Raw genomic sequence first — 23200 nt, 5'->3', positions numbered from 1 at the left:
TCCCCATGGGGGAGAGGGGGAAAGGGGGCAGATCTCCATGCTTTTCAAATTCTGAGTTCGACTCGGACTTTCAGGTCGCAGAATTTTGACCAAACCACTCGGTCAGTCCCCTCGCCCCTCTGGGGAGAGGGTTAGGGTGAGGGGTGGATTTCGAATCCTAACCACCATTTTCAAGGTGACATCCATGTTTCTCATCGCTTTCCTGGGCGGCATATTGACCGTCCTCAGCCCTTGCATCCTCCCGGTCGTGCCGTTCCTGTTCGCCGGTGTTAAACGCTCACGTTCCTCGATCCTGCTCACCCTCGGCGGCATGGTCCTGACCTTCGCCCTGATCTCCAGCCTGGCCGTAGTCAGCAGCGAGTGGGTAATACAAGCCAACAACACCGGCCGCCACGTAGCGCTGATCGTGATGGTGCTGTTCGCCCTGTCGCTGATTTCCGCCCGTGTCGGTGACTGGCTGGCCCGTCCCTTCGTGGCGCTGGGCAACCGTCTCGATCCGGACACTCGCAAAATGTCCGGCCCGTTGAGTTCGATCATGATCGGCGTTGCCACCGGTCTGCTCTGGGCGCCGTGCGCCGGACCGATCCTCGGGGTCATCCTCACGGGCGCCATGCTGCAAGGCGCAAACGCTCAAACCAGCCTGTTACTGGTGGCGTACGGCCTGGGCAGCGCATTGTCCCTGGGCACCTTGATCTTCGCCGGTCGCGGCCTGGTCAATCGCTTGAAGTCGTCGATTCCAGTCACCGGTTGGCTGCGTCGTGGTACGGGTGTTGCGGTGCTGGCGGCTGCGGCGGTGATTTCCACCGGCGCCGACAAAACACTGCTGGCCGGCACTTCGTCCGAAGGCGTCAGCAGCATCGAGAAAGGGCTGTTGGAAACCGTGCCGAAAGTCGTCGATTACTTCGTCAGCAAGGTCAGCGCAGACTCGTCCATGGACAATGCCAAAGGCTCCATGCCGTCGCTGTCCGGTGCGGTCGAATGGCTCAACTCGCCGGCGCTTAGCAACGATTCGCTGAAAGGCAAAGTGGTGCTGGTGGATTTCTGGACCTACGACTGCATCAACTGCCAGCACACTTTGCCGTACGTGAAGGACTGGGCGAAGAAATACGAGAAGGATGGTCTGGTGGTGATCGGCGTCCACACCCCTGAATACGGTTTCGAGCGCATCATCGACAACGTCAAGGATCAGGTGAAAAAGCTCGGCATCACCTACCCGGTGGCCATCGACAACAACTACGCGATCTGGCGCAATTTCGACAACCAGTACTGGCCGGCTCACTACCTGATCGACGCCAAGGGGCAGGTGCGTTACACCCACTTTGGTGAAGGCCGCTACGAGACTCAGGAGAAAGTGATTCAGCAGTTGCTGGAAGAGGCTAAAGCACCCGCCGCATAAACCTTCAACTCAATGGCTCACAGGCTGCGCGCCGTGGGCCGTTGGTTTTTTCTCCTGACTGCGCCGCCACGCCGCCGGTGGCGCTCCATACTCTCGGCGAAACGCTCGACTGAACGCCGTGTCGGTCTGGTAGCCCACCTCTTCGGCAATCCGCATCAACGAGCTGTTACTGCTGCGTAACAGGTTAGCCGCCAGCAACATCCGCCATTGCGTCAGGTACTGCATCGGCGAACTCCCCACCAGTTGCTGGAAGCGCTCCGCCAACACCGATCTTGAAGTACCGGCAGTGCGCGCCAGTTCATCCAGCGTCCAGGCGTGACACGGTTTTTTGTGCAACGCGTTGAGGGCGGCGCCAACGATCCGGTCGCCCACACCCGCCAGCCAACCGGTGCGACCTTCGCCCTGTTCGTGCATGTACAGGCGCAGCACCTCGATGAACAACACCTCGGCCAGTTTCGCCAGTACACCTTCGCCGCCGGGGCGGGGCGAGCGCGCTTCGGCCAGCGCATAACGGACCGACGATTCCAGCCAGATACCGGCATTCGAGCCGCGCACATTGACCCGGACCACTGCCGGTAACCCGGTCAGCAACATGCCGGCCAGACGGGTATCGCAAGCCAGATAGCCGCACACCAACCGCGTTACCGCGCCGCCACCACCATAGCTCAATTGCCGTGGACGGCGCGCCAGCACCACGTCCAGCCGTGCACCGGTGGCCGGCGCGAGCCCAGGTTGTGAACTCATGCGATGGGCGTCTCCCTGAGGGAAAACCACCACATCGCCGGCCGTCAGCAGGAGCGGCGGATCATCACCCAGTTCGACAAAACACTCGCCTTCGGTGATCAAGTGGAAGATCACCACGCGTTCGGCTCCGGGCTCCAGAAACGGCGCCGCCGTGTCGGCGCTCGGCGATTGGTAGCACCAGGGGGCAGTGAATCTGGCATTGATGAAAATCGCGCCGACCAGGCGGACGACGCGCAGCGTCTGGGACAGGGCGTCCATGGTGGTTTTTCCGTGCGGGCGGAGTCTTCCGATTGTGAGCCTGTCGCCGCACACGGTGAAATCTCCGGACGATCGGGCAGGGTTGGCCGACGATCGGGCAGGACGCCAGCGTTGCCCGGCGCGATAGTTGGCACACAGGGTCAACCGACCCTGTCATCAATAACAAGAATGAGAGGTTGCCATGCCTAAGTTCGTTATAGAACGCGAGATTCCAGGTGCTGGAACACTGTCAGAAAGGGATTTGAAAGCCGTCTCGCAAAAGTCGTGCAAGGTCTTGCGCGATCTGCCAGAGGTGCAGTGGCTTCAGAGTTACGTCACCGGTGACAAGCTCTACTGCGTGTACATCGCGCCGAATGCAGAGCTCATCCGGGAACACGCCAGGCAGGGTGGTTTCCCTGCCAACAGCGTGTCCCAGGTCATGAGCATTATCGATCCCACGACGGCGGAGTAAGCGTCCGCCGGTTACTGCTCAGTGATCCAACTCCGCCAGAGAAAGAATCCATGAGTACACCCATTGATCTTACTGCCTTGAAAAACCGTCAGATGGCCTCTTGGGCCAGCGGCGACTATGCCGTGATCGGCACCACCTTGCAGATTGTCGGTGAGCAACTGGCCGAGGCCTGCGACCTGCTTTGCGATGAACGCGTGCTCGACGTGGCCGCCGGCAACGGTAACGCGACGCTCGCTGCCGCGCGCCGTGGTTGCCAAGTCACGTCGACCGACTATGTGGCCGCGCTGCTGGAACGCGGCGAAGACCGGGCCAGGGCAGAGCGCCTGGACGTGATGTTTCAAGTGGCTGACGCTGAAGCCTTGCCGTTCGAGGATGCCAGCTTCGATGCCGTGCTTTCGACCTTCGGTGTGATGTTTACCCCGGATCAGCCCAAGGCGGCCGCGGAACTGGCGCGGGTTTGTCGCCCCGGAGGGCGGATCGGCCTCGCCAACTGGACGCCCGAAGGGTTTGTCGGCCAGATGTTCAAGACCCTCGGCCGCCACCTGCCGCCACCGCCGGGCGCTCAACCGCCTTCGCAGTGGGGCACCGAAGCCTGGCTGCGCACGCAGTTCGACGAACGTGACTTTCTGCTCCAGGTGGCGCGCAAGACGTTCAACTTCCGTTACCGCTCGGCCGCGCATTTCATCGACACGTTCCGCACCTGGTACGGCCCGGTCCACAAAGCCTTCGCAGCGCTGCCTCCTGAAGGCGCCCAAGCGCTGGAAAACGACCTGACCGAACTGATTAACCGCATGAACAGAGCAGGAGAAAAATCGCTGGTGGTGCCGAGTGAATACCTGGAGGTGGTGATCACCCGGCGTTGACGTGGCAACACAAAACCCCTGTGGGAGTGAGCCTGCTCCGGGCGGCGTTCCGACGATGAGGGCCTTACATTCAACATTGATGTTGACTGAAAGTCCGCCATCGCGAGCAGGCTCGCTCCCACAGGGTTTGTAGTGTTTTGTCGGGGGGCAGTTATTCATCCAGCCGCTCGGTGTACACCACCCAAACGCTGCACGGCATTTTGTACAGCAGATGCTCCACCGTACTGCCGATCAGCCGGCCCATGCCGCGATGGCCGATCCGGCCCATGACAATCACGTCAATGTCATAGGCATCGACATAGCGGGTGAGGACCTTGGCCGGGTTGCCCATGATCATGTGCCGCTGCTCCGGCGCGATGCCGTTGCGCTCGGCCAGGTCGTTGAAGGCATCTTCCTGGTAATCGAATACGGTCTTGGCCTTGCCCGACGAGAAGAACGCCGAACCGTTGTCGAAGCCGAATTCGTCGGCGCTGATGGATGAAAGGTCATAGGCGTAGATCACATCGAGCTCCGCATTACAGGCGCTCGCCAGTTTCGCTGCCTCGTGGAGGATCCGGTCGTTGAAGGTTTTGTAATGGTCATCGCGATGAAAGGGGTCGACCGCCGCGACGATCTTTTTCGGCAAGGCGTGCACGGCGTGGCTGACGAAATGCAGCGGCACCGGGCATTCGCGCAACAAGTGCACATCGAGCGGGGTAAATAACAGCCGCGACAGCCGCGATTCGTGCTCCAGCGCCTTGATCAGTACATCCATCGGCTGCTCTTTGAGGTGAATCAGGATCTCTTCCAATGGGCGTTCGACCCAGGCCACTTCGGTGGTGACGTGGACCCCGATTTTGCGCAAAGGGCGGGCCTGTTCCTCAAGCCATTGGCGGTGGCGCTCGACGTAGCCCACGCGCATCTGTTCCAGAGCCTTTTCGTTGACCAGACTGGCGGTCGCCAGGCCTTCAAGGTAATCGAAGGCGACGATGTGCAGCGCCGCGTCTTCGGCCTTGGCCAGCGCAGCGGCCCTGTCGAAAGCGGGGCTGTGCTCCATCAGCGGTGATGCAACCAGCATGAAGCGGGATTGACCAGACATGACGAACCTCCCGTGGATTAGCCGCCCGACGTGCGGCTCGTGCGACGTACATCCAGGCTCTAAGTATTGACCATGATCAACCTTCCGTCCGTAAACCGGGTGCTGGCTGAGGTTCGTGCCGGTGCCTGATAAGCATCTGAATTGAAAAAACCGGATCCTGTTTAGATCGATTATTTCTTTCGGTTATTTATATAGCTGTTGTTCGCATATCCATGACCTTCAAAACCGCGCCATGACTTTGTCTGCGTTCGTGATAACAGTGGCCTGCTCGTTGCAGCAGCAATGATTGCCCTGAAGGCCGCACTTGGGCGGTTCTAACATCCGTTTTTGCTGTTGGATCATCATCTTGTCGCCTGTGCGTCAGTCCTTAGAATTCGCTCCATCAGCTTCGTCCAACTCTTCAATCCTTCAGGGAGCAACACCAAGATGAATGCCATGCAGATGCAAATGCCGATGAACACCACCATGCCAATGATGCCGATGATGGGCATGCCGATGATGATGGCGACCATGAGCTGCGAAATGATGGACGACGGCATGATGTGCAAGATGATGCCGGCGGCGGGCATGGACATGGCCATGTTCAAGAACAGCGCTGAAATGATGCAGATGATGATGAACTGCGGCATGCCGATGATGATGCATTGCGGCAACATGAGCATGATGTGCATGTCCCAGGCGAGCATGGCCATGCCGATGATGAGCACCATGATGCCAATGCCGATGATGGGCATGCCGATGCCATCGATGAAGTGCGTGATGGAATGCACGCTGATGGCCGACTGCATGATGTGCAAAATCATGCCGATGGCGGGCATGAACATGGACATGATGAAAAACTGCTGCACCCTGATGATGAAAATGATGAACGACTGCAGCATGCCGATGATGATGAGCTGCAATGGCATGCCGCTGATGTGCTGCACTTGCTGATCGTCTGAGCAGGCATCAAAACGCCCGGCTAATGCAGATTAGCCGGGCGTTTTGTATTCGCTTTTCGTAGGAGCACGGCTTGCCGGCGAAGGCGGCCTCAAGTACGCCATCGCCGGCAAGCCGTGCTCCTACAGTTTCGGTGTTTGTCAGTCCAAACGTTCCGGGTAAGTCACCACCAGATACGCCACTGCCTCGCTGTCGGCCGGGTTGCGGTAGCGGTGGGGCTGGTCGGCATAGAACAGGATCGAGTCACCGGTGGAGAGCAGGTAGCGTTCGTCGTTGACACTGATTTCCAGCACGCCCTGCGACACCACCAGGTTTTCCTGTACACCGGGGCCATGGCCCTCGGAGACGTCCTCACCTAGCGGGCTCAGGCGCAGTTCGTAAAACTCTGATTGGCGCGCTACGTCAAACGGGAACAGCGCGCGGCTGACAAAGGCGCCGCTGGCACTGACCAGACGTTTGCTCTGGCTGGCCGACAGCACCGCCACGCCTTCGAAGGCCCGATGCTCAAGAAACGCGGCCACCGACACCTTCAAGCCCTTGGCAATTTTGCACAGCACCTTGATCGACGGCACGCTGCGCCCGGATTCGATCTGCGCCAGCATGGCCCGGCTTACGCCGCACTGTCGGGCGAGGGCGTCGAGGGACAGATGACGCTTGCCGCGCAGACGTTGCAGATTCTGTGCGACCCGTTCGCAGATCGGGTCTTCTTCCAGTGGTTCCAGGTTATTCAAATCCAGCACGGGTTCGTCGGCGCTCGCCAGAAAGCGCGAGGGTTGCTGCGCGTTCATGCGTGACGCGTCTCGGTGGCTTTAGCGGCTTGCACCCACTGAAAAGCCTGTAAACCTGCATTGCGTGCATACATTTCCCACATGGCCCGCGCCCGTTGCTGAGCCTGTTTGCGTTTGCGGTAGCTGGCGAAGTCGATGAGGTTGTCAGTCGGATTCATGGGGCACTTCACTGTGGTGATGAATGACGGGATGAGCTGAGAGTACGCGGATATTTTTATAACGATAAATACTGATTTTGTATTTATTAATGCTTTTTGGTTCTTATCGAGGCGCCAGTGAGCGCAAGTGTTGGTGAGGCAACAGGGATTAGGCAGGCTGTGCTCAAGCGATACAGGGAGCTGAATCGGTAACTTCGTTTAACACATTGATAAATAAGCATTTAATGGCTGGCACGGAGGCTGCAATGGCTGTTGGCAGACAGCACTCCGAAGGAAGGCCACATGATCCAGACACTGCCCCAGGCCTTGTTGCTACAAGCCGAAACCCGAGGTTCGGCGATCGCCCTGCGCTACAAACGCCTGGGCATCTGGCACGTCCGCAGCTGGAGCGAACTGGCACAGGATGTCCGCCGTCTCGCCGCTGCTTTACACCAACGCGGGTTCAGTCGCAGCGATGACTTGCTGATCATCAGCCAGGCACGGTCCGAGGCATTGTTGCTGGCACTGGCCGCGCAGTGGCTGGGGGGCAGCGTCACGCTGCTGGACCCTGAGCTCGACAATCGACCGCTGTTGACCCGACTGAAACCAGCCTTTGTGTTGGCCGAAGCCTTGGATGCCGTGCAACAGGTACGCAGTACCGAGAGTCCGCCACGGGTGTTGCTGTATCTGGATGGGCGTGGACTGAACACTGCCGAAGATCGTGAATTGAGCGCTTATGCCGAGTTGTCCGTTGGCGTAACGGCTGATGCACCTGTCCCCGTCGGTGATTCGGCGGCTACGGCGTTTGTTTTTCATCCTGACGGCCATGGCCATCCCCAGCGCCTGAGCCATGGGCAGCTGCTGGAGGGCGCACGCAAATTGGTGGCGCGAGAATCGCTGAGCGCCCGCGAAGAAGCGTTGGCGGCCCGAGTGTTCGCCGCCAGCGGTCAGGCGCGTTACTTGCTGGCGCCGTGGCTGAGCGCCGGCTTCTGCCTGAACTTCCCTGAGGCCCTGGCCACACGCGACACCGATCGCCGCGAGCTCGGGCCGACGCTGGTGCTGGGTACCCGCGAATCCTATGCCCGCCTTGAGTTCTGGGCCCGGGAACGCCTGCCGTTGCCAGGCACGTTCAGTCATCGTTTGTACCGTTGGGCGCTGGTGCCGGATGTGAACATTGTTCGCCGTTGGCTCGGACACTGGCTGATCCGCCGGCCCTTGCTCGACGTGCTGGGCTTGAGCCGCCTGCGCGTGCCTTTGTTGGTCGGCCCAGCGCTGAGCCATGAGAGCGCCGAGTTCTTTGGTGCCTTGGGTATCCGCCCAGGCAACTGGCAGGAGCCATCTACTCCTCGGGCACTGGTCGATGCGCCAGTCCACCTGATTTCTCAATCCGTCTGACGAGCCCCCCATGAGCGCAACCACTGAATCCGTTTTACTGCGGCTCGATGACATCTCCCTGTCGTTCAAGGGCGTCAAGGCCATTACGTCCATCAGCTTCGCCGTGAAGACCGGGGAAATCTGCGCACTGATCGGCCCCAACGGCGCGGGCAAAAGTTCGCTGCTGAATGTGATCAATGGCGTCTACCAGGCGCAGAGCGGCAGTGTCAGCTACGCCGGGCAGACGCGCCGGCGCATGCGCCCTCACCAGGCCGCCGAACGCGGCATTGCGCGGACCTTTCAAAATATCGCGCTGTTCAAGGGCATGAGCGTGCTCGACAACGTGCTGACCGGTCGCAACCTCAAACGGCGCAGCAGCTGGGTCGAGCAGATGCTGCGCCTGGGCCGTGCCCCTCGCGAAGACGACGAGCAGCGCCGCCACGCCGAAAAAGTCATCGAGTTTCTGCGCATCCATCCCTGGCGCCATGTGCTGGTGGGCAAGCTGCCTTATGGCTTGCAGAAACGTGTCGAGCTGGCCCGAGCCCTGGCCGCTGAACCTAAGTTGTTGCTGCTGGATGAACCGATGGCAGGCATGAACGCGGAAGAGAAGGGTGAGATGAGCCAGTTCATCCGTGACATCAACCGTGAGTTCGGCACCACCGTGGTGCTGATCGAGCACGACATCGGTGTGGTCATGGGGCTGTGCGATCACGTGGTGGTACTCGATTACGGCCGCAAAATTGGTGACGGCACCCCCGAGCAAGTGCGCGCCAATCCCGAGGTGATCGCGGCCTATCTGGGCACGCGGCGAACCCGCACGGAGCGCCACTGAGCATGGAATTTTTCTTTGAAGTGCTGATTGGCGGGCTGCTGGCCGGCGTCATGTATTCCTTGGTCGCCATCGGTTTTGTGCTGATCTACAAAGCCTCCGGTGTGTTCAATTTCGCCCAGGGGGCGATGGTGCTGTTCGCCGCGCTGACCTTTGTCAGCCTGCTCGAACGCGGCTTTCCATTCGCTTGGGCCTTTATCGCCACGCTGGCGAGCATGGTGGTGCTGGCGTTGCTGGTCGAGAAAATGGTCCTTCGGCCCTTGGTCAATCGCCCGCCGATCATCCTGTTCATGGCCACCCTCGGGCTGTCTTACATGATCGAAGGCCTTGCGCAGTTTCTTTGGGGCGCTCAGGTCCACGGCCTGGAATTGGGCATCGCCGATGAGCCACTGGAAATCCGCGGCATGTTGCTCTCGCAATTCGACCTGTTCGCCGCGTGCACCGCTGCCACCCTGGTGATTGCCTTGTCGCTGTTGTTCAACAAGACCCGGGTCGGTTTGTCCTTGCGAGCGGTGGCCGATGATCCCCTGGCGTCCCTGGCGGTAGGCATTCGCCTGCCACGAATCTGGGCGCTGGTGTGGGCGGTGGCGGGTTTCGTCGGGCTGGTCGCGGGGCTGCTTTGGGGCGCTCGCCTGGGGGTTCAGTTTTCCCTTTCGCTGGTGGTGCTCAAGGCGTTGCCGGTGCTGATCATCGGCGGTTTCTCTTCTATTGGTGGCGCCATTGTCGGCGGGTTGATCATCGGCGCGGCGGAAAAACTCGCGGAGATCTACCTCGGCCCGATCATTGGCAGCGGGATCGAAAACTGGGTGCCTTACGTCCTTGCGTTGCTGTTTCTGTTGGTGCGGCCTGCCGGGTTATTCGGCGAGCGGGCGATCGAGCGGGTCTGATTTTCTTTCAAGGAATACTTCCATGCTTTATCGAGAAGCCGGTCAATTGAGCACCACCTATGCGGCGCAGCGGCGCACGTTTCGCTTGCGCCAGGACCGCGTAGGCCTGTGGCTGCTTTTGGGCTTTGCGTTCATCGCGGTGCCTTTGCTCGGCAATGACTATTGGTTCAGCGCGATTCTGGTGCCGCTGCTGGTGCTGTCGCTGGCGGGGTTGGGCCTGAACCTGCTGACAGGCTATGCCGGACAGCTCTCACTGGGCTCGGCGGCGTTCATGGCGGTGGGGGCTTTTGCCGCCTACAACCTGCAATTGCGCGTGCCCGGTTTGCCCTTGCTCGTGAGTTTTGCCCTGGGCGGGATCATCGCCGCGCTGGTGGCCGTGCTCTTCGGTTTGCCGAGCCTGCGGATCAAGGGTTTTTACCTGTTGGTGGCGACCTTGGCCGCGCAGTTCGTTGTCGAGTGGGTGCTGACCCGGTTCAGCTGGTTTACCAACGACAACGCGTCCGGGGTCATCACCTCGCCACCGTTGCTGATCGCCGGGCTGGATTTCAGTTCGCCTCGTGGTCGTTACCTGTTGACCCTGGCCGTGGTGGTGGCGCTGTTCTGGCTGGGCAAGAACCTGGTGCGCAGCGAGTTGGGGCGCAACTGGATGGCGGTGCGCGACATGGACACGGCCGCGGCGGTGATCGGCATTCGCCTGTTCAAGGCCAAGCTGCTGGCGTTTGCCATCAGCGGTTTCTACCTCGGCGTCGCCGGTTCGCTGTGGGCGTTTGCCTATCTGGGCACGGTGGAACCCCACGGCTTCGATCTCAGCCGCTCATTTCAAGTCTTGTTCATCATCATTATCGGCGGCCTGGGCAGTGTGCTCGGCAACTTTCTGGGCGCTGCGTTCATCGTGCTGTTCCCGATTCTGTTGGCCAATGTCTTCGGGCTGTTGCCCACGGGGCTGATCGATTCCGGGCAGTTGGAAAACATTCAGAAAATGCTCTTCGGCGCGCTGATCATCGCCTTCCTGATCAAGGAACCCGAAGGCCTGGCGCGTCTCTGGCAACGCTTTCGTCAACGGGCGCGGGTCTGGCCGTTGCGTTACTGACTCCTTTTATCCCTGACCAAACACCATCGATCTCCCACGAGGAACTGCCCTTATGACTCACCGCAAACCGCTGCGCCGCCTGGCGTTGGGCCTGGCTTTACTGACTGCCGGGCTTAGTGCCGGCGTCCAGGCCGCCAACGAACAGTACTTTCCCTTGCAGAGCTATCGGGTCGGCCCGTACGCCGCCGGTGGCACCGGCTTCTTTGGCGGGTTTATCGATTACCTGCAATACGTCAACGCCAAGGGTGGGGTCAACGGGGTCAAGCTGACCTGGAGCGAATGCGAAACCGAGTACGTGGTGGAGAAGGGCGTCGAATGCTACGAGCGCCTCAAAGGTGGCCTCAACGGTGCGCCAGCGGCCGCGACCAACCCGCTGTCGGTGGGCATTGCCTACGCGACGCTGGACCGTTCGACGGCCGACAAATTGCCGCTGATCACCATCAACCATGGCCGCACCGATTCCACCGATGGCAGTGTCTTCCCTTACGTGTTTCCGTTGCAGCTCAACCCGTATTCGGAAGTCTCGGCAATCATCAATTACATCGGCCAGCGCGAAGGCGGGGCCGACAAGCTCAAAGGCAAGAAAATCGCCGTGCTTTACCACGGCTCGCCGTATGGCAAGGAAACCAACGGCGTACTGGAATCCCTGGCGAAAAACGCCGGTTTCGAGCTGACCCTGCTGGAAGTGCCGCACCCCGGCAACGAGCAACAATCGCAGTGGCTGAATATCCGTCGCCTCAAACCTGACTGGGTGATCCTGCGCGGCTGGGGGGTGATGAATCCGGTGGCGCTGAAGTCGGCGCAAAAAGTCGGTTACCCGGCGGATCACATCATCGGCAATATCTGGAGCAACTCCGAAGAAGACGTGGTCCCGGCCGGTGCTGCCGCCAAAGGGTTCATCTCGATCACCACCCACCCTTCGGGCACTGATTTCCCGGTGCTGCAAGGCATCAAGCAAAACGTAGTGGACGCCGGCAAAGGCAACCTGGCCGACCCCAAGCGCTTCGGCACCGTGTACTACAACCTCGGCGTGGTGAACGGCATTCTCAACGTCGAAGCCCTGCGCCTGGCTCAGGAAAAGTACGGCAACAAGCCGCTGACCGGTGAACAAGTTCGCTGGGGCTTCGAGCACCTGAACCTCGACGATGCGCGTTTGCAGGCCTTGGGCGCCAAAGGGCTGGTGCAGCCGTTGAAGCTATCTTGCGCCGACCATGAAGGCGGCGGTGCGGTGCGCTTTCAGCAATGGGACGGCCAACGCTGGAACCTGATCAGCGACTGGGTCCAGGCTGATCGCGCCTTGTTGCGGCCGATCATCGAAGCGTCCGCCGCCCAATACGCCAAGGAAAAGGGCATCACCCCGCGTAACTGCAGCCAGGAGCAATAAGGTCCGATGAGCCAGAGCCTATTAGCCGACCCGCCCTTGCTGAGCGTGGAGCAGGTCGAAGTTTTCTACGAACAGTCGATTCTCGCCTTGCGCGGCGTCAAGCTGCAGGTCGGCAAGGGGCAAATGGTGGCCCTGCTCGGGGCCAACGGGGCGGGCAAGAGCACGACGCTCAAGGCGATTTCCAGCCTGGTGCGGGCCGAACGCGGTGAAGTGGTCAAAGGCCGAATTGTCTATCAAGGGCAAGTGATCACCGATGCCGACCCTGCCAGCCTGGTGCTGGCGGGGCTGGCCCAGGTGCTTGAGGGGCGGCATTGCTTCACCCACCTGAGCGTCGAACAGAACCTGCTGATCGGCGGATTTGTCGGGCGGCCGTCACGCAAGGTGCTGCATCAGCGGCTGGAGCGCATCTATGGTTACTTCCCCAGGTTACGCCTGCTGCGCAAGCGCCTGACCGGCTACGCCTCCGGTGGCGAGCAGCAAATGGTCGCCATCGGTCGTGCGCTGATGTCCGAGCCGCGCCTGTTGCTGCTGGATGAACCGTCCATGGGTCTGGCGCCGCAGGTGGTCGAAGAGATTTTCGAGATCCTCGCCCGGCTCAACCGCGAGGAGGGTTTGAGCCTGCTGGTGGCCGAGCAAAACATAAACATCGCCCTGGATTACGCTCAGTACGCCTTTGTGCTGGAGAACGGCCGGGTGGTGGATGAAGGTTCGGCGGTCGAGTTGGCCGCGCGCGAGGATATCCAGAACTATTACTTGGGGGCTGTGGGGTAGGGCACTATTGAATGAACACTAACTGCACATGACGCTAACGGCCTTCGCGGCGCGTTGCAGTTCTTGTTTGACGTCGACCGGTATCCGCTGTTTCACCAGTCGTTGCTCGAGGAATGTCTGATCGCCTCGGGTATCCACCTGAGCGTCAATCGCCGCATCCTCTGCTTCTATGGTGGCAGCGTGAGCCTCTATGACCGAGTCGACCTCCGCGTCGCTCTTGGCGGCGTCGAGCGCACCAATGAGTATTGCCACTTCGTCTTCTTCAGCCTTGCCATAGGCTTCTACGGACAGTCCGGCAGCCAACGCCCGCGCCCGGATTTCCACGCCTTTGAGCGTCTGCTTGGCCTGCCCGCACAGCAAGTCGTGTTTTTGGCTTTCGACGATTTTCCATTGGAAAAATCCATAGGTCATCGTGCCGATAATCGCTACGGTGATACCACCGATCAGGATCCGTTTCATGGCTACAGTCGTGAAAATCTGGGGATTGAGGGGGCGGTGGACATCGCTTCGTTCTCTATTCGAGGAATTGAAAGCGTAGCACCGGAACCCGGTCAAGCCCGGTCCAATGTCAATGCAAATTACAGTAGTGAAGGAACGGCGTGTCTTCAAGATTATGGCGCATCAAGTAACCCTTTCACATCGGCCAACGTCGGGGCATGGGCCCCGGCATGGCGGCAGGACAGGGATGCGCAGGCTGATGAAAATCGCAAGCGATCCGCCCAGTCGGTCATTCCGAGCAACTCCGATGCCAACCAACCGGCCATGCAAGCGTCACCTGCACCTACCGTATCGGCCACGTCAACGGCGATAGCCGGCTGCTCGTACCGTCTGTCGGGGGTATACAGAACCATGCCGTGCTCACCTCGGGTAAAAAGGATTTCAGCCACTGGATTCAGTGCGCGAAGCTCGTCCAATGCCTGGCGTTCGCTCAGCCCTGGATAAATGTGCCGAAGGTCTTCGTCGGAAAGTTTAATCATGTCGGCCAGGGTGGCCATCGTCGGGAACGTCTGCTGCCGATAACGGCTGTCCATCAAGTTACGCCAGTTCGGATCGTAGCTAATCCGTTTGCCCACTCCTTTGGCCTGCTGAGCGATTTTTACCAATCGGTCGCCAAGCGGCTGGCGAGTCAGGCTGATACAGCTGAAATGGCACAACTGGGCATGGTCAATCCATCCATCTGGCATCAGTCCCGGATCGAAAAACTGATCGGCGTCGCCCGCAAAAAAATATCGTGGAGGGCGGCTCGATGGAACGATGGCCACCAACGGATCTCGGTCTACTCGTTGGATAAATCGCCCGTCCAGACCTGCCGCCTCTGACTGCCTGGCGATCTCGTCGCCCAGGGAGTCCGTGCTGATAGAACCTGCGAAAGCGCTGCTGACGCCCAAGCGACTTAGCGCTCGTGCAACGTTCCAGGGCGCGCCGCCTGGATAGCCTTTCCATTGTCCGGGGGTGCCTTGGACAAGATCGGTCAGGGCTTCGCCAAATACGACTGCGCGAGGCAATACCATCGTCATTTCCTCAATGTGTTTTCGCAGGGGTGTTGCTGGCTGATCGGAGTCGATCGCCGGGCATCATTCACTCAATGGGCGTTACTGAAAGGCAGGGAGGGATGAGCACCGTTGCGATTGAATAATGTCATCGCCATTGCTCGGCGATATTCGCTCGGTGTCTGTTCCATTTCGATGCGAAAGTGCCTGTTGAAGTTAGAAAGGTTTTCATAGCCAACCTCAAAGCAGATGTCCGCCACTGACCTCTCTGTTTGCAGTAACAGCCTGCAGGCGCGCTGAACCCTGAGTTTGCGCATCAGATCGATGAAACCGTGGCCGGTAATCCTTTTGAAGAACCGCGAAAAACCGGGCTCGCTCATCTCCAGGCGCTGAGCGATAACCGACAGGCGAATGTCGCCTGTGAGCTCAGTCAGTAGATAGTCAAATGCCTTGTTGATGCGCTCGGAACTGCGGGCATCCAGCGTGGGCGCGTAGCACGCGCTGGCGAGCAAGTGAACGTCAGGCGAGGGCGCTTTCATCAGTGTGTTGATCAATTGCAGGAACAGAATCAAACGCTCGAGCCCTTGCGCCGAGCCTATGTCCTCCAGCAGTCGCGCTGCCTGTGCAGCTGTTGCCCCGGTAAATTCCAGGCCGCGACGTGCTTGTTCGAAAAGGTGTTGAAGCTCGCCCAGCTCAGGCATCGTTGCGCGTAAGGCCAAAATGGCGGCGCCATCAAATTGCAGCACCACATCGCGCCCCGCCAGGTATTCACCTGGCGCGAGATCCCCTATCCAGTCATGGGGAAGGTCGGGGCCGATGAGCGCCACGTGACCTGCACCGAACGCACCGATGTAATCGCCCGCGACGAGCTTGCCGCTGCCCTGGCGGATCAGATGAATTTCGAATTCAGGGTGATGGTTCCAGCGAGCCAGGGAGTAGGGGTAGTCGTGTTCGTACCAGCGAAAGCAATGATCGGGCTCTGGAAGAATGACCTCCAGCTCGGCGGGTCGCTGCTCAAACAGGGCTGCTCGGGAATCAGGCATCTCATGCCCCTTTTTTGTTCTTCGAATGCGACCAACATACGCCTACTCGTCCGGCACCTGCTAGCTCACGTATTGCCTGCCACTGATACTTTTTTGATCGGGGGCTGCTATGCCGCGCTCGGTTAAAAAAGTATCAGATGAGCATCCGCTACGCGTTTGTCCGGGCTTTTTTAAGCTGTTGTAATCCAGTCGTCCACCATTGCCGGTCTGACGTATTTGATCAGCGGTGGTTAACAAACAAAAATAATAGCTCCCGTCGTCCAAGGCGCGGAGCGGAGAGCACTACGATGAACATCCCGAAAGCGCTTTTCCTTTCCGCTGGCCTATCCTTCGCCCTTGTCAGTCAAGCCGCCGAAACAGTGACCATTGCCACCGTCAACAATGGCGACATGATCCGGATGCAGCGGCTCTCCAAAGTGTTTGAGCAGCAGCATCCTGATGTGAAACTCAATTGGGTGGTGCTGGAAGAAAACGTCCTGCGTCAACGCCTGACGACTGATATCGCCACTCAGGGCGGACAGTTCGATGTCCTGACGATTGGTACCTATGAAACGCCGCTTTGGGGAGCCAAGAGTTGGCTCGAGCCGATCACGGGGCTGCCACCGGAGTACGACCTGGAAGACATCTTCCCCTCGGTACGCCAGGGCCTGTCGGTCAACAACACGCTCTATGCGTTGCCTTTCTATGGCGAAAGCACGATCACCTATTACCGCACCGATCTGTTCAAGCAAGCAGGCCTGAGCATGCCGGAGCACCCGACCTGGACGCAGCTCGGCGAATTTGCCTCCAGGCTCCACCAGCCTGACAAAGGGCAGTACGGCATGTGCCTGCGCGGCAAGGCTGGCTGGGGCGAGAACATCGCGCTGATGAGCACCATGGCCAACGCCTTTGGTGCCCGTTGGTTTGATGAAAAGTGGCAGCCGGAACTGTCCAGCCCAGAGTGGACAGCAGCGGCGCACTTCTACGTTGATACGCTCAAGAAGTTTGGGCCGCCAGGCGTGTCGAGCAATGGTTTCAACGAAACCCTCGCACTGTTCAACAGCGGTAAATGCGCGATCTGGGTGGATGCCAGCGTCGCGGGTTCGTTCACCACCGATAAAGAGCAGAGCAAGGTCGTCGACAGTGTGGGCTTTGCGCCTGCACCGACTGAGGTCACCGACAAAGGTTCGTCATGGCTGTATGCGTGGTCGCTGGCGATACCGGCAACCTCCAAACACAAAGACACCGCCAAGGCCTTTATCACGTGGGCAACGTCGAAAGAATACATTCAACTTGTCGCTGAAACAGACGGCATTACCAACGTGCCGCCAGGCACTCGGCAGTCCACCTACAACGAGGCCTATTTGAAGGCCGCACCTTTCGCGCAAGTGACCTTGCAGATGATGCAGCACGCCGATCCTGCGCACCCGTCGATCAAGGCTGTTCCTTACGTGGGCATCCAGTACGTGACCATTCCCGAGTTCCAGGCGATCGGCACGTCTGTAGGGAAACTGTTTTCGGCGGCGCTCACCGGACAGATGTCGGTTGATCAAGCCCTCGCCGCCGCACAGACCTCCACCGAACGTGAAATGAAGCGCGCCGGTTACCCCAAGTAACCCGGCAATAACAACTGTGGGAATGGGCTTTTGTGGCGAGGGGGCTTGCCCCCGTTCGGCTGCGAAGCAGTCGCAAAGCTTTGGGGGCGCTTCGCGACCCAACGGGGGCAAGCCCCCTCGCCACAAAAGCCCATTCCCACATTGGATCTTCATTTATCTGTTCCCAATTGGTTCTATCACCATGAATATTTCAACTGCCAAAGCTCACATGGACATTCCCCAACCGGTGCGTAAAAGCCGGTTGGCCAACCCCGGCTGGTTTCTGGTCAGCCCCTCGGTGGCGTTGTTGCTGCTGTGGATGATCGTGCCGCTGGGCATGACCGTTTACTTCTCGCTGATCCGCTACAACCTGCTGTACCCCGGCGAAAACGCGTTCGTGGGGTTGGAGAACTTCAGCTACTTCCTCAGCGACTCGGGGTTCCTGCCCGGCGCCACCAACACCTTGTTGCTGGTCGGCAGCGTGCTGCTGATCAGCGTGGTGTTCGGCGTGTTGATCAGTGCGCTGCTGGAGGCCAGTGAGTTTCTCGGTCGCGGCATCGTGCGGGTGATGCTGATCTCGCCGTTTTTCATCATGCCCACCGTCGGCGCGCTGATCTGGAAGAACCTGATTTTCCACCCGGTGTCGGGGATTCTCGCCTACGTCTGGAAGCTGTTCGGCGCGCAGCCGGTGGACTGGCTGGCGCACTACCCGCTGCTGTCGATCATCATCATTGTGTCCTGGCAATGGCTGCCGTTTGCGATCCTGATCCTGATGACCGCCATGCAGTCCCTCGACCAGGAACAGAAGGAAGCCGCGCGCCTCGACGGTGCCGGGCCGATCGCGATCTTCTGGCACCTGACCTTGCCGCACCTGGCCCGGCCGATTGCGGTGGTGGTGATGATCGAAACCATCTTCCTGCTCTCGGTGTTCGCCGAAATCTTCACCACCACCAACGGCGGCCCCGGCTACGCCTCGACCAACCTCGCCTACCTGATCTACAACCAGGCGCTGGTGCAGTTCGACGTCGGCATGGCGTCCGCCGGTGGCTTGATCGCGGTGGTGATCGCCAACATCGCGGCCATCGTGCTGGTGCGCATGATCGGCAAAAACCTGACAGACAAAGCCTGAGGCCTGCGCCATGACCCTTCAACAATCCCGCCGCCTGCAAAGCCTGCTGCTCGGCACCCTGGCCTGGGCCATCGCGATCCTGATCTTCTTCCCGATCTTCTGGATGGTGATGACCAGTTTCAAAACCGAAATCGATGCGTTCGCCACGCCGCCGCAGTTCCTCTTCACGCCGACGCTGGAGAACTACCTGCACATCAACGAGCGCAGCGATTACTTCAGCTTCGCCTGGAACTCGGTGGTGATTTCCTTCAGCGCCACCGCTCTGTGCCTGCTGATCGCGGTGCCGGCGGCCTACTCGATGGCGTTCTATGAAACCCAGCGCACCAAACGCACGCTGCTGTGGATGCTCTCCACCAAAATGCTGCCACCGGTGGGCGTGCTGATGCCGATCTACCTGCTGGCCAAGAGTTTCGGCCTGCTCGATACGCGCATCGCGCTGATCGTGATCTACACCCTGATCAACCTGCCGATCGTGGTCTGGATGATTTACACCTACTTCAAGGACATCCCCAAGGACATCCTTGAAGCCGCGCGCCTCGACGGCGCCACGCTGTGGCAGGAAATGGTCCGGGTACTGCTGCCGATTGCCAAGGGCGGTCTGGCGTCCACGGTGCTGCTGTCGCTGATCCTGTGCTGGAACGAAGCCTTCTGGTCGCTGAACCTGACCTCGTCGAAAGCCGCGCCGCTGACCGCGTTGATCGCCTCCTACTCCAGCCCCGAAGGTCTGTTCTGGGCCAAGTTGTCGGCGGTGTCGACCCTGGCCTGCGCGCCGATCCTGATCTTCGGCTGGATCAGCCAGAAACAATTGGTCCGCGGCCTGTCGTTCGGCGCCGTGAAATGAAAAATCAAAAGCAAAAGATCGCAGCCTGCGGCAGCTCCTACAAGGACACCGCATCGGCCGGACGTTCCGTGTAGGAGCTGCCGAAGGCTGCGATCTTTTGATCTTAAAAAACAACAAGTGGAGGCCCATCATCATGGCCAACCTGAAAATCAAGAATCTGCAAAAAGGCTTCGAAGGCTTTTCCATCATCAAGGGCATTGATCTCGAAGTCCGTGATAAAGAATTCGTGGTGTTCGTCGGCCCGTCGGGCTGCGGCAAATCCACCTTGCTGCGGCTGATTGCCGGCCTGGAGGAGGTCACCAGTGGCACCATCGAACTGGATGGCCGCGACATCACCGAAGTCAGCCCGGCCAAGCGCGACCTGGCGATGGTGTTCCAGACCTACGCCCTGTACCCACACATGACGGTGCGCAAGAACATGTCCTTCGCGCTGGATCTGGCGGGTGATGACAAGCAGGACGTCGAGCGCAAGGTGACTGAGGCTGCCCGGATCCTGGAGCTGGAACGCCTGCTGGAGCGCAAGCCGAAGCAACTGTCCGGCGGCCAGCGTCAACGCGTGGCCATCGGTCGCGCCATCGTGCGCAATCCGAAGATCTTCCTGTTCGACGAACCACTGTCCAACCTCGACGCCGCCCTGCGGGTGCAGATGCGCCTGGAGCTATCCCGGCTGCATAAAGAACTGCAGGCCACGATGATCTACGTGACTCATGATCAGGTCGAAGCCATGACGCTCGCCACCAAGGTGGTAGTGCTCAACGGCGGTCGTATCGAGCAGATTGGCTCGCCGCTCGAGCTTTATCACCAACCGGCCAATCTGTTCGTCGCCGGTTTTTTGGGCACCCCGAAAATGGGCTTTCTCAAGGCCACCGTGGTTGCCAACAGTCATCAGGGCGTAGAGGTCGAACTGGCCTCCGGTCGACGTCTGCTGATCCCTCGTGATGGCAGCACGTTGGGCAAGGGCAACGAGGTCACCGTAGGAATACGTCCCGAACACCTCAGCCTGGATGATCAAGGGCAACTGCCCATCACCACGGACGTCACCGAACGCCTGGGCAGCGACACCTTCTGCCACGTCGTCGCCAAGTCCGGTGAAGCACTCACCGTACGAGTCAATGGCGACTGCGACGTCGCTTATGGAGAGCAACGGTGGGTCGCGCTGGACGTTTCGCACTGCCATTTGTTCGATGAACACGGCAAGGCTGTCGCCCCGTTGGTGCGTCGCGCCGCCTGATCTTAATCCTCTTTAATGCCCTCGGTTGGGCGTACCCGACATTCAAGAAAACGGATGAACACTCAATGAAACGACTAGAAGGTAAAAGCGCGCTTGTCACCGGATCCGCCCGAGGCATCGGCCGTTCTTTTGCTCAGGCCTATGTTAATGAAGGGGCAACGGTAGCCATCGCTGACATCAATCTTGAGCGCGCCCGGGCCACGGCTGCCGAACTCGGACCAAACGCTTACGCTGTCAAGATGGACGTGACCGACCAAGCGTCTATCGATGATGCGATTGCCGCTGTGATTTCACAGACAGGCAAGTTGGATATCCTGATCAACAACGCCGCATTGTTCGATCTCGCGCCGATAGTCGACATCACCCGCGACAGTTTCGAGCGTTTGTTTTCGATTAATGTTGCAGGAACACTGTTCACCCTTCAGGCGGCCGCTCGTCAGATGATCAGGCAGGGGCATGGCGGCAAAATCATCAACATGGCCAGCCAGGCAGGTCGCAGAGGGGAGGCACTGGTGGGTGTGTATTGCGCGACGAAAGCGGCAGTGATCAGCCTTACACAATCAGCAGGTCTGGATCTGATCAAGCATGGGATCAATGTGAATGCCATCGCGCCTGGCGTGGTAGACGGTGAGCACTGGGATGGCGTCGATGCGATGTTCGCTCAATACGAGAATCGGCCATTGGGCGAAAAGAAAAGGCTCGTGGGTCAAGAGGTGCCTTTCGGGCGGATGGGGACGGCTGATGACCTGACGGGAATGGCCATATTCCTCGCGTCGTCCGAGAGTGAATATGTGGTGGCTCAGACCTACAACGTCGACGGTGGAAACTGGATGAGTTGACGTCAAAACAGCACAGGCACTTGCAACGGTTACGCGCCCCCACAAGGTTGAAAAGCGGCCAACTCGACCCCCGTCGGCCGCTTTTGACGCCCGTCAGCGCCAAGCACCTGGCTAGTTACCGTCCGCCACTTTGCGTTCTATCTCCGCTATTTTTCGACGGAGCTCCTCAGCTTCCAGCTCTTTGGTTCGAGTTGGAGAGGGCGTATTGGTCTGATCGACGTTGACGGGCTTGCCAGACGTATCGGTGGGCGGGGCGTTTGACGTTGCTTCTGATTCGACGTCGTTAATACTGTCATCGTTGTTCATATCACTGACCTCCATTGACCTGAACATTGGATTCAACGCTATGGCTTGAGTTCGAGATTTTTTGTCGGCGTCGATCAGCTTGGGCCATGAAACCTACCGGCGGTCAGACTGCCTGAATTTTCCCGCCGGGCGGTACTCCACCGTCCGAGGAGCAGTCGCTCCTTAATGGCGGTGTAATCCGCCGGGGGAACACGTAATGCCATCGGTCGAAGATTTCAGAATCCAGTCTCACGCTTTCCTGATCGAACTGGACGCCGCAACGATGGGCATGATGACGCTGGTCTCTTCCAAATGTGTTTCAGGACCTGAATGGGAGGAGGCGACCAAACGGCATCACGATGCTTACGAGATCTGGAATGCCTTTCTTAATGTCTCTCCTTCAAGCACTGACGTCGTCACTCCGTTAAATACTTCGGGCGCTGACTAAGGACGGCTGGACGAAATCACGACAACTCCCCCAGCGCCTCACCGTATCAGTGCTCTTTGACTTTCTTGATGCGGAAAATAATCAGCGCAAGGATCGCGATCGCGAGGGGCGTCATCGCCAGCATCGCCTCTCGCGGGGCCACCTCGGCGCCGAGCAGGTGCAACCCTGAGTAACCAAGCTTGAGCAGGTTCAGCAGGTAGTAAGTAATGGCGATAATCGACAGACCTTCAACGGCGCGCTGGATCTTGATCTGGGCGTCGGCGCGGGCGTTCAGGCTTTTGAGAATTTCCGAGTTCTGTTCTTCCATTTCCACCTGAACCCGGGCTTGCAACAGGTCGCCCAGGTTGGCCACGCTTTTGGCCAGGTGCTCCAGGCGTTGTTCGGTGGCGGTGCAGTACCTGACGGTGGGTTTGAAACGGCGTTCGATGAACACCCCGAGACGCTGACAATCGCCGACGTGACTTTCCCGCAATTCGCCCAGGCGCTCGTACACGAGTTGGGCATAGGCTTGGGTGGCACTGAAGCGGTGGCGGGTTTTCGCGGTACTGCTGACCACTTGGGCTGACAGGTTGGAGATGTCCGCCAGCAGGGCTTTCGCGTTGCCGCTGTCGGCGTCGGCGTTACGCTCGGAGAGGGTGACCAAGGTCTTGTCAAAGACATCGAGTTGCGCGCTCAAGGTCTTGGCCATGGTCAACGACAGCGAGGCCATCATGCGGTAGGTCTCGATTTCCAGCAGACGACGGATCATCCGCCCTTGGCGGTAAGCGTTGAGGCGCCGGTTGATGAACAGAATGTGGTTGTTGCCATCCTCGCTGAGACGAAAATCGCTCCAGACCACCGCATCGCCACCGCCCACGCAGGAACCGCACGGGTCCTTGAAACCGTAGCCGGCGAGGTCCAGGCCGGCTTCGCCACGCACGACGATCTGCACCGAGTTGATCAGCTGCGGCAAATGCGCTTCGACCTTTTGCGCCAGCACCTCGGGCAGCGATGTCCAGGACAGGTCATCGCAGGATGAAGTGACCACCAGGGTCAGGGTGAAGAACTCGGCGTGGCGTTCCCATTTCAGGGCGTGGCCATCGAGTTGGGTGATGCCCTGGGCGGCATGAGGATCGATCGGAGCAGGGCAGCAGCGCTCCAGCAGCGCATTGCACTCCGGCTCCCCGCCAAGGAAGGCCAGATGAAACACATGGGCCGGTTCGTCAAAATACAGTGACGGACGCGCGTGCAGTTCGTTGTGCAGGGTTTGTCTTTGCGGATGCATGCTGTTCAGGCCATTGATCGACTGCTGTTGTAGGTGGGACAGGTCGATGAACTGATGAGTCACACGC

25 protein-coding genes are annotated in these 23200 nt (G+C 59.4%); 16 read left to right on the top strand and 9 right to left on the bottom strand.

Translation table 11 applies throughout. The annotated features are described in order from the left end of the window. The first annotated feature begins 184 nt into the window (after positions 1 to 184). Positions 185 to 1396 carry a cytochrome c biogenesis protein DipZ gene (locus PMI27_RS18825; RefSeq protein ID WP_008156939.1) on the top strand — a complete coding sequence of 404 codons (1212 nt, stop codon included), beginning with the start codon at positions 185 to 187 and terminating at the stop codon, positions 1394 to 1396. Positions 1397 to 1405: 9 nt separating this feature from the next. Here the strand turns inward: PMI27_RS18825 and PMI27_RS18830 are convergent, their stop codons facing one another. Continuing rightward, complete coding sequence (locus PMI27_RS18830; protein ID WP_008156938.1) at positions 1406 to 2398, bottom strand: AraC family transcriptional regulator; 993 nt, start codon at positions 2396 to 2398, stop codon at positions 1406 to 1408. Between the two features lie 181 nt (positions 2399 to 2579). On the opposite strand from PMI27_RS18830, the gene PMI27_RS18835 reads away from it, so the two are divergent. After that, positions 2580 to 2849, top strand: coding sequence for a DUF4242 domain-containing protein (locus PMI27_RS18835; protein WP_008156937.1), 270 nt, complete (start codon positions 2580 to 2582; stop codon positions 2847 to 2849). 50 nt (positions 2850 to 2899) lie between these two features. Then, entirely contained in the window at positions 2900 to 3712 is an 813-nt protein-coding gene (locus tag PMI27_RS18840; protein ID WP_008156935.1) for a class I SAM-dependent methyltransferase, read from the top strand. 151 nt (positions 3713 to 3863) lie between these two features. On the opposite strand, the gene PMI27_RS18845 is transcribed toward PMI27_RS18840, so the two are convergent. Beyond that, positions 3864 to 4790 carry a universal stress protein gene (locus tag PMI27_RS18845; protein ID WP_008156934.1) on the bottom strand — a complete coding sequence of 309 codons (927 nt, stop codon included), beginning with the start codon at positions 4788 to 4790 and terminating at the stop codon, positions 3864 to 3866. A gap of 426 nt (positions 4791 to 5216) precedes the next feature. On the opposite strand from PMI27_RS18845, the gene PMI27_RS32080 reads away from it, so the two are divergent. Beyond that, a complete protein-coding gene (locus tag PMI27_RS32080) occupies positions 5217 to 5723 on the top strand; it encodes a hypothetical protein (RefSeq protein WP_008156933.1) in 507 nt (168 codons plus the stop codon). A 146-nt stretch (positions 5724 to 5869) separates the two neighbouring features. On the opposite strand, the gene PMI27_RS18850 is transcribed toward PMI27_RS32080, so the two are convergent. Both PMI27_RS18850 and PMI27_RS31875 read right to left on the bottom strand, forming a co-directional pair. After that, positions 5870 to 6517, bottom strand: a complete 648-nt coding sequence (locus PMI27_RS18850; RefSeq protein WP_008156932.1) for a helix-turn-helix domain-containing protein — start codon at positions 6515 to 6517, stop codon at positions 5870 to 5872. Next, entirely contained in the window at positions 6514 to 6675 is a 162-nt protein-coding gene (locus PMI27_RS31875; protein WP_008156931.1) for a hypothetical protein, read from the bottom strand. Before PMI27_RS31875 ends, PMI27_RS18850 begins: the two co-directional genes overlap by 4 nt. Positions 6676 to 6957: 282 nt before the next feature. On the opposite strand from PMI27_RS31875, the gene PMI27_RS18855 reads away from it, so the two are divergent. Genes PMI27_RS18855 through PMI27_RS18880 form a run of 6 tightly spaced genes read left to right on the top strand, consistent with a single transcriptional unit; the run spans position 6958 to position 12989 of the window. After that, entirely contained in the window at positions 6958 to 8049 is a 1092-nt protein-coding gene (locus PMI27_RS18855; protein ID WP_008156930.1) for an AMP-binding protein, read from the top strand. A gap of 10 nt (positions 8050 to 8059) precedes the next feature. Next, positions 8060 to 8860: an ABC transporter ATP-binding protein gene (locus tag PMI27_RS18860; protein WP_008156929.1), complete on the top strand. Its 801-nt coding sequence runs from the start codon at positions 8060 to 8062 to the stop codon at positions 8858 to 8860. Between the two features lie 2 nt (positions 8861 to 8862). Then, complete coding sequence (locus tag PMI27_RS18865; protein WP_008156928.1) at positions 8863 to 9744, top strand: branched-chain amino acid ABC transporter permease; 882 nt, start codon at positions 8863 to 8865, stop codon at positions 9742 to 9744. Positions 9745 to 9766: 22 nt separating this feature from the next. Then, a complete protein-coding gene (locus tag PMI27_RS18870; RefSeq protein WP_008156927.1) occupies positions 9767 to 10834 on the top strand; it encodes a branched-chain amino acid ABC transporter permease in 1068 nt (355 codons plus the stop codon). Between the two features lie 52 nt (positions 10835 to 10886). Beyond that, positions 10887 to 12218 carry an ABC transporter substrate-binding protein gene (locus PMI27_RS18875; RefSeq protein ID WP_008156926.1) on the top strand — a complete coding sequence of 444 codons (1332 nt, stop codon included), beginning with the start codon at positions 10887 to 10889 and terminating at the stop codon, positions 12216 to 12218. Positions 12219 to 12224: 6 nt separating this feature from the next. Further along, positions 12225 to 12989 (top strand): ABC transporter ATP-binding protein, encoded by a 765-nt coding sequence (locus PMI27_RS18880; RefSeq protein WP_008156925.1) that lies wholly within the window; start codon positions 12225 to 12227, stop codon positions 12987 to 12989. Positions 12990 to 13007: 18 nt separating this feature from the next. Here the strand turns inward: PMI27_RS18880 and PMI27_RS18885 are convergent, their stop codons facing one another. The 3 genes from PMI27_RS18885 to PMI27_RS18895 form a co-directional block, all read right to left on the bottom strand. Beyond that, positions 13008 to 13448 (bottom strand): hypothetical protein, encoded by a 441-nt coding sequence (locus PMI27_RS18885; RefSeq protein WP_008156924.1) that lies wholly within the window; start codon positions 13446 to 13448, stop codon positions 13008 to 13010. 152 nt (positions 13449 to 13600) lie between these two features. Next, a complete protein-coding gene (locus PMI27_RS18890) occupies positions 13601 to 14500 on the bottom strand; it encodes a carbohydrate kinase family protein (protein WP_008156923.1) in 900 nt (299 codons plus the stop codon). 71 nt (positions 14501 to 14571) lie between these two features. Continuing rightward, entirely contained in the window at positions 14572 to 15522 is a 951-nt protein-coding gene (locus PMI27_RS18895) for an AraC family transcriptional regulator (protein ID WP_008156922.1), read from the bottom strand. 287 nt (positions 15523 to 15809) lie between these two features. On the opposite strand from PMI27_RS18895, the gene PMI27_RS18900 reads away from it, so the two are divergent. From PMI27_RS18900 to PMI27_RS18920, 5 genes are all read left to right on the top strand, one after another. Beyond that, positions 15810 to 17117: an ABC transporter substrate-binding protein gene (locus PMI27_RS18900; protein WP_008156921.1), complete on the top strand. Its 1308-nt coding sequence runs from the start codon at positions 15810 to 15812 to the stop codon at positions 17115 to 17117. Positions 17118 to 17298: 181 nt separating this feature from the next. After that, entirely contained in the window at positions 17299 to 18225 is a 927-nt protein-coding gene (locus tag PMI27_RS18905; RefSeq protein WP_024164558.1) for a carbohydrate ABC transporter permease, read from the top strand. 10 nt (positions 18226 to 18235) lie between these two features. Then, complete coding sequence (locus tag PMI27_RS18910) at positions 18236 to 19066, top strand: carbohydrate ABC transporter permease (RefSeq protein ID WP_024164557.1); 831 nt, start codon at positions 18236 to 18238, stop codon at positions 19064 to 19066. A gap of 133 nt (positions 19067 to 19199) precedes the next feature. Next, on the top strand, positions 19200 to 20297 hold the full coding sequence (locus tag PMI27_RS18915; protein ID WP_024164556.1) for an ABC transporter ATP-binding protein: 1098 nt from the start codon (positions 19200 to 19202) through the stop codon (positions 20295 to 20297). A 65-nt stretch (positions 20298 to 20362) separates the two neighbouring features. Continuing rightward, on the top strand, positions 20363 to 21136 hold the full coding sequence (locus PMI27_RS18920) for an L-iditol 2-dehydrogenase (protein ID WP_008155468.1): 774 nt from the start codon (positions 20363 to 20365) through the stop codon (positions 21134 to 21136). Positions 21137 to 21247: 111 nt separating this feature from the next. Here the strand turns inward: PMI27_RS18920 and PMI27_RS18925 are convergent, their stop codons facing one another. After that, complete coding sequence (locus PMI27_RS18925) at positions 21248 to 21442, bottom strand: hypothetical protein (protein WP_008155469.1); 195 nt, start codon at positions 21440 to 21442, stop codon at positions 21248 to 21250. A 196-nt stretch (positions 21443 to 21638) separates the two neighbouring features. Between PMI27_RS18925 and PMI27_RS18930 the strand changes: the two genes are divergently transcribed. Further along, entirely contained in the window at positions 21639 to 21869 is a 231-nt protein-coding gene (locus PMI27_RS18930; protein WP_008155471.1) for a hypothetical protein, read from the top strand. 46 nt (positions 21870 to 21915) lie between these two features. Here PMI27_RS18930 and PMI27_RS18935 read toward each other — a convergent pair whose 3' ends face one another. Beyond that, complete coding sequence (locus PMI27_RS18935; protein ID WP_033053339.1) at positions 21916 to 23133, bottom strand: DUF3422 domain-containing protein; 1218 nt, start codon at positions 23131 to 23133, stop codon at positions 21916 to 21918. Positions 23134 to 23200: the final 67 nt, after the last annotated feature.

This window comes from Pseudomonas sp. GM41(2012), assembly GCF_000282315.2.
Taxonomy (GTDB): domain Bacteria; phylum Pseudomonadota; class Gammaproteobacteria; order Pseudomonadales; family Pseudomonadaceae; genus Aquipseudomonas.
This window is presented reverse-complemented; position numbering and strand designations above follow the sequence as displayed.

Coding starts and splice junctions, on each gene's coding strand:
- PMI27_RS18825 (WP_008156939.1), top strand. CDS start 185: ATGTTTCTCATCGCTTTCCTGGGCGGCATATTGACCGTCCTCAGCCCT.
- PMI27_RS18830 (WP_008156938.1), bottom strand. CDS start 2,398: ATGGACGCCCTGTCCCAGACGCTGCGCGTCGTCCGCCTGGTCGGCGCG.
- PMI27_RS18835 (WP_008156937.1), top strand. CDS start 2,580: ATGCCTAAGTTCGTTATAGAACGCGAGATTCCAGGTGCTGGAACACTG.
- PMI27_RS18840 (WP_008156935.1), top strand. CDS start 2,900: ATGAGTACACCCATTGATCTTACTGCCTTGAAAAACCGTCAGATGGCC.
- PMI27_RS18845 (WP_008156934.1), bottom strand. CDS start 4,790: ATGTCTGGTCAATCCCGCTTCATGCTGGTTGCATCACCGCTGATGGAG.
- PMI27_RS32080 (WP_008156933.1), top strand. CDS start 5,217: ATGAATGCCATGCAGATGCAAATGCCGATGAACACCACCATGCCAATG.
- PMI27_RS18850 (WP_008156932.1), bottom strand. CDS start 6,517: ATGAACGCGCAGCAACCCTCGCGCTTTCTGGCGAGCGCCGACGAACCC.
- PMI27_RS31875 (WP_008156931.1), bottom strand. CDS start 6,675: ATGAATCCGACTGACAACCTCATCGACTTCGCCAGCTACCGCAAACGC.
- PMI27_RS18855 (WP_008156930.1), top strand. CDS start 6,958: ATGATCCAGACACTGCCCCAGGCCTTGTTGCTACAAGCCGAAACCCGA.
- PMI27_RS18860 (WP_008156929.1), top strand. CDS start 8,060: ATGAGCGCAACCACTGAATCCGTTTTACTGCGGCTCGATGACATCTCC.
- PMI27_RS18865 (WP_008156928.1), top strand. CDS start 8,863: ATGGAATTTTTCTTTGAAGTGCTGATTGGCGGGCTGCTGGCCGGCGTC.
- PMI27_RS18870 (WP_008156927.1), top strand. CDS start 9,767: ATGCTTTATCGAGAAGCCGGTCAATTGAGCACCACCTATGCGGCGCAG.
- PMI27_RS18875 (WP_008156926.1), top strand. CDS start 10,887: ATGACTCACCGCAAACCGCTGCGCCGCCTGGCGTTGGGCCTGGCTTTA.
- PMI27_RS18880 (WP_008156925.1), top strand. CDS start 12,225: ATGAGCCAGAGCCTATTAGCCGACCCGCCCTTGCTGAGCGTGGAGCAG.
- PMI27_RS18885 (WP_008156924.1), bottom strand. CDS start 13,448: ATGAAACGGATCCTGATCGGTGGTATCACCGTAGCGATTATCGGCACG.
- PMI27_RS18890 (WP_008156923.1), bottom strand. CDS start 14,500: ATGGTATTGCCTCGCGCAGTCGTATTTGGCGAAGCCCTGACCGATCTT.
- PMI27_RS18895 (WP_008156922.1), bottom strand. CDS start 15,522: ATGCCTGATTCCCGAGCAGCCCTGTTTGAGCAGCGACCCGCCGAGCTG.
- PMI27_RS18900 (WP_008156921.1), top strand. CDS start 15,810: ATGAACATCCCGAAAGCGCTTTTCCTTTCCGCTGGCCTATCCTTCGCC.
- PMI27_RS18905 (WP_024164558.1), top strand. CDS start 17,299: ATGAATATTTCAACTGCCAAAGCTCACATGGACATTCCCCAACCGGTG.
- PMI27_RS18910 (WP_024164557.1), top strand. CDS start 18,236: ATGACCCTTCAACAATCCCGCCGCCTGCAAAGCCTGCTGCTCGGCACC.
- PMI27_RS18915 (WP_024164556.1), top strand. CDS start 19,200: ATGGCCAACCTGAAAATCAAGAATCTGCAAAAAGGCTTCGAAGGCTTT.
- PMI27_RS18920 (WP_008155468.1), top strand. CDS start 20,363: ATGAAACGACTAGAAGGTAAAAGCGCGCTTGTCACCGGATCCGCCCGA.
- PMI27_RS18925 (WP_008155469.1), bottom strand. CDS start 21,442: ATGAACAACGATGACAGTATTAACGACGTCGAATCAGAAGCAACGTCA.
- PMI27_RS18930 (WP_008155471.1), top strand. CDS start 21,639: ATGCCATCGGTCGAAGATTTCAGAATCCAGTCTCACGCTTTCCTGATC.
- PMI27_RS18935 (WP_033053339.1), bottom strand. CDS start 23,133: ATGCATCCGCAAAGACAAACCCTGCACAACGAACTGCACGCGCGTCCG.